The organism is Aquimarina sp. I32.4 (assembly GCF_002924285.1).
GTDB lineage: Bacteria > Bacteroidota > Bacteroidia > Flavobacteriales > Flavobacteriaceae > Aquimarina.
In genome coordinates, this window is sequence record NZ_PGUB01000243.1 from 1 (window position 1) to 1038 (window position 1038).

A 1038-nucleotide genomic window follows, 5' to 3' on the forward strand; every position below is an offset into this window, starting at 1 on the left:
ATCTATAATCGTCCTATCAAAAGGGTAATCAACTGCTGTATCATTAAAATCATGAATCAACTCCTTTTCTTCTACTGGAGTCAACATTGAAAGGTTACCTATTGACTGTTCTGGATCAGAAACTACCGAAGACAAAAGCATTTTATAATGATCAAACATTCTAACTATGGTGTCTGGCAAAAATAAATCCTTGCTATACTCTATAGAAACAGCTAAACCAGACGATGTCTCATCGACGCTAAAAGTTAAATCAAAAGCTGTCGTATCACGTTCATAAAGCTCTGATGACAAAACAGCTTCTCCCAATGAAATCTCTGGAATAGATACATTATTCTGTAAAACAAACATCACATCAAATAATGGGCTACGACTCATATCGCGATCTGCTCCTAGTTGATCTACTATTTTCTCAAAAGAAACCTCCTGATGATCATAAGCCTCTAATGTAGTTGCTCGTAAATCGAGTAAAAAATCCTTAAAACGTGTAGCTCCAATTAAAGAACTACGTAAAACTAAAGTGTTCACAAAGAACCCTATCAATGGCTCAACATCAGACTGACCTCTATTAGCAATAGGGCTACCAACACTAATATCTTCCTGACCAGAATAACGATACAATAAAACCTTAAAAACAGACAACAAAACCATAAACAATGTAGTCTCAGTAGCTGTAGATAGTTTGTAAACATCATTAAGTAAATCCCCTGAAATGGTAAAACCCAAAATACCTCCTTGATGACTACGGGTAGAAGGACGTGAAAAATCTGTAGGAAGATTTAACGGAGAAATACCTTTTAATTTCTTATCCCAATACGATAACTTGTTCGATAGCAATAAACTAAAAGAATCACTACGTTGCCATAATGAATAATCAGCATATTGAATAGGCAATGTCATCAAATCAGAGGGAACACCCTCTTCTCTAGAACCATATAAGGATACCAACTCCTTGACGAAAATAGGTAAAGACCAACCATCTGAAGCAATATGATGCATAACCAAAACCAAAATATGTTCTATAGGTGAAATCTCTATAAC

General features: G+C 35.3%; 1 protein-coding gene. It reads right to left on the reverse strand.

Annotated elements, in window-relative coordinates; all coding sequences use genetic code 11:
* On the reverse strand, positions 1-1038 hold a 1038-nt coding region (locus CVD18_RS22295; RefSeq protein WP_233194626.1), incomplete at both ends, for a condensation domain-containing protein.